The sequence below is a fragment of the Arthrobacter sp. genome (assembly GCF_031179385.1).
Taxonomy (GTDB): domain Bacteria; phylum Actinomycetota; class Actinomycetes; order Actinomycetales; family Micrococcaceae; genus Arthrobacter_D.
The window spans coordinates 1-3,736 of record NZ_JAPSHV010000185.1 but is presented as its reverse complement, the minus strand read 5'-3'; the positions used below and the strand labels follow the sequence as shown (position 1 = coordinate 3,736).

The window sequence follows — 3,736 nt, the reverse complement described above, 5'->3', positions numbered from 1 at the left end:
CTGGCATCGTTGAGGCCGATGATCTCGACCTCCTTGCCGTGCGAGTGGTACTTCTCCGTGATGGCGTCAAGGGCGGCGATCGTCGATGCGTCCCAGAGATGGGAGGCGTGCATGTCGATGATGATTTTTCGTGGGTCGTGAGCATATTCGAACTGCGTGTAAAGGTCGTTGGAAGAGGCGAAAAACAGCTCTCCGTCAACAACGTAGGTGGCAACTTCTTCGCCGTTCAGCTCGAGCACCGTTCGTTCCACCGTGACGAAATGGGCCACCCGACGGGCAAACAGCACCATCGCCGTCAGCACACCGGCGCCCACGCCGATCGCCAGGTTATGGGTGACGACGGTAGCCGCGACGGTGACCACCATGACCAGCGTTTCGCTCTTGGGCATCATCTTCAGCGTCGAGGGCTGGATGCTGTGCCAGTCGAAGGTGGCAATGGAAACGAAGATCATCACCGCAACGAGCGCCGCCATCGGAATGATCGCAACAACATCACCGAGCGCTACCACCAGGATCAGCAGGAACACACCGGCGAGGAAGGTCGAGATACGCGTTCGGGCCCCTGACGCCTTCACGTTGATCATGGTCTGGCCGATCATGGCACAGCCGCCCATCCCGCCGAAGAACCCGGTGATGATGTTCGCGGCGCCCTGTCCCCAGCTTTCGCGGGTCTTGCTCGAGTGCGTATCGGTGATGTCGTCGACCAGCTTGGCGGTCATCAGTGATTCGAGGAGACCAACAAGTGCCACAGCCAACGCGTAAGGGAAGATGACCTGCAGCGTCTCAAGGGTGAGGGGCACGTTCGGGAAAAAGAGGGTCGGCAGGCTGTCCGGCAGTTCGCCCTTGTCGCCCACGGTTGGCACTGCAACTGCCGCGAGGACGGTGATCAGCGTGAGCACAACGATCGCCACCAGCGGTGCAGGGACGGCGTTCGTGAAGCGCGGCAGTCCGAAGACAATCAGTAGTCCGAGCGCCGTCAGCGGGTAGACCAGCCAGGGTACGCCCAGGAGTTCCGGGACCTGGGACATGAAGATCAGGATCGCGAGGGCATTGACGAAGCCCACCATGACCTGGCGCGGGATGAAGCGCATGAGTTTCGCGACTCCGAGCAGCGCAAGCACCACCTGGAAAATGCCACCGAGGATGACGGCGGCGATGAAGTGATCAACCCCGTGACTGGCCACCAGCGGGGCGATGACTAAGGCAATAGCGCCGGTTGCTGCCGAGATCATGGCTGGGCGGCCACCGAGGAAGGCGATCGAGACTGCCATCGTGAAGGAGGCGAACAACCCCAACCGGGGGTCCACGCCAGCGATGATCGAGAAGGCGATGGCTTCCGGAATAAGCGCCATCGCGACCACGAGCCCTGCGAGGACCTCGGTCTTCAGCAGGCGCGGCGACTTCAGGGTCAGCAGGACGGACTGCCGCTGCTCGGGCGTCAGGGTAGGCTTCGAGCCGAGAGTCGATGTGGCCACGAAGGCTCCGTTTCACGTTCGGAAGGCATGCTCGCCTTCATTCATGGGAATGTTGAGGGGCGCTGCAATGCGCTGGGAGAGGCCGGCCGAGAGGTAAGGGGTCCGGGCTATCAACAACTCTAACCTAACGTGAGGGTTGAGCAGTAATGCAACCAGGAAGAATGAGCGACGGTGAGCGGACGAGTAACTGAACAACCGGGCGGACGGGACGTGCGGACAATGCACATCGGGGAGCTCGCGGAGATCACCGGGCTGTCGCTACGGACCATCCGGCACTACGACGAGATGGGGCTGCTTCCGGATACCAAGCGCACCGATGGTGGCTTCCGGCTCTTCACCGAGACGGATCTTGAACGACTGCTGGTGGTTCGTTCGATGAAGCCGCTTGGTTTCACGCTGGAGCAGATGGCCGAGCTTCTCGAGATTGTCGATCAGCTGTCAGACAAGTCGGGAGACCCGGAGTTGCTGACCAGGCTTGACCGCTACATTGAGGAAGCCGGGGCCAGGCGGGACAAGCTTGAGATGAAGCTGAAGCAGGCTGACGAGTTCATCGCAGGTCTCCGCCGTCGCACGAAGAGCTGACCGCCCCGCTGCCGTGCATACGGCTGTGCATCCGGCTGACAATTTCTGCCGATCGAGGTGAGCCCCTGTCGTTGCGGCACGGCAGTTTGCCGGGGGCGTTAATTTGCCGGGGGCGTTAAACAGCTCAGTCCGGACATTCAGGAGGAAGATTCCCTCCCGAACGTCCGGACTGGGCAGTTTGCCGGGAGAGGCTACCGGCGCACGCTGCGACGACGACCCGACATGCTTTCGGCGACGCCGATCAGCAGTACCGAAGCAATGACAGCGACGATGAAGCCGAGAATATTCAGCTCGAAGATTCCTCCGGTGTGGAAGAAGCTGGCAACCAGTCCGCCGATTACCGATCCGACAAGTCCGAGCAGCAGGGTCGCGAGCAGCCCGAGGTTCTGCTTGCCCGGCTTGATGAGCCGCGCGAGCGCCCCGATGATCAATCCGGCGATGATAAAGCCAATCATGATGCCTCCTTCAATAGGTGAGTGTTCCTGGCTAGAACACTAAGCCTGCTTCCTAACCTGATGCAACTTGGCCGATGGTGGGGCCGGGCGCTAAGCGCGGACCGTGGCAGTATCGCTACCCGTTCCGGCGAGCTGCGGCTGCCACCAGTCTGGACCCCTGAGATAGTGGCTGGCCGTGAAACCCGCAGCCTGCTCATTACTCATTTGAGGGCGATCAGGGGAGTGCGCGGAACCGGGTCCGCTGTTGCGGAATTCGTGGAACCGGGCCTCACGCCATGAGAATCCGCTCATATCGGTCCAGGGGGATTCCTTGATATGCGCTCCGAGGTAACTGTTCCGAACAAGCACCTGGGCGACGGCGGTTGGATCACCGCTCGGATGCCACGGTCGCCCCAGATGAACAGTGCGGCGAGCGGCGCGGGATTCGAAACGGCACTCATCAAAAAGGTAGCCGTAGTGGAACCCCTGATTGATGCTTCCTGCCGTGACGTATCCGTTGTTGGACGAGGAGCCCCTGTCCAAGGACTCAATGGAGCAACGCTGGAACACGGCGGTTGCCCGTCCGAAGATGAAGTCGACGTCTCCTTCGACATGCGTATTGATGAAGAACTGGCGCGACACTGTTTGGGCATTCGGGGTGTTGACGAGAAGCGAGTCCTGATTGCCCAGGATGCGCACGTTCTCGAAAACACAGCGGTCGCCTGTCACATGCAGAGCTACCGCCTGGCGGTTACGGATATGCTCGTTCGCCGCCTCATCGAAATCGTTGCTGAAGGTGAGATTCCTGGCATGAAAGTCAGCGCCGTCAAGTCGTGTCGAGGCGCTTCCACTCGTCCCGTACGGCCCGGACCCGTCCGGCTTCATGGTGCCGGAAGCGTTGTCGTAGACAAGAACGACGTCGGCAGCGGACGCTCCCGTCCCGACGAAACTCACGCGGGTCTTGGCGCGCGGGACGAGGATCAGCTCCCGGTATTGGCCGGGCGCGATATGGATCTCGTGACGCGTCTGCGCGGAGTCCGGCACAGCGTTTACTGCGGCCTGCACGCTCTGGAACTTCCGCCCGGGGCCCACTTCAAGAACCACCGGCTTGTCCACGGGACGTTCACCCGGCCAGAACATACCTGTCAGGAGGCTCTCGGCAGGTAGTTCCATAGTCCGGGGGTTCTGGGGAGCAAGGTCGAGCTCCTGAAGCCCGCGGGCAACCAGGTGCGCGACGGCAAGCGC

At 61.4% G+C, this 3,736-nt stretch carries 4 protein-coding genes; 1 reads left to right on the top strand and 3 read right to left on the bottom strand.

What is annotated here, in order from left to right:
- The coding region (locus tag RIF85_RS15115; protein ID WP_309072725.1) for a SulP family inorganic anion transporter at positions 1–1,475 on the bottom strand (1,475 nt) is incomplete at its 3' end.
- A 219-nt stretch (positions 1,476–1,694) separates the two neighbouring features.
- On the opposite strand from RIF85_RS15115, the gene RIF85_RS15110 reads away from it, so the two are divergent.
- Complete coding sequence (locus RIF85_RS15110; RefSeq protein WP_309072726.1) at positions 1,695–2,057, top strand: MerR family transcriptional regulator; 363 nt, start codon at positions 1,695–1,697, stop codon at positions 2,055–2,057.
- Positions 2,058–2,248: 191 nt separating this feature from the next.
- Here RIF85_RS15110 and RIF85_RS15105 read toward each other — a convergent pair whose 3' ends face one another.
- A complete protein-coding gene (locus RIF85_RS15105) occupies positions 2,249–2,512 on the bottom strand; it encodes a hypothetical protein (protein ID WP_309072724.1) in 264 nt (87 codons plus the stop codon).
- Between the two features lie 90 nt (positions 2,513–2,602).
- The coding region (locus RIF85_RS15100) for a pectinesterase family protein (protein ID WP_309072723.1) at positions 2,603–3,736 on the bottom strand (1,134 nt) is incomplete at its 5' end.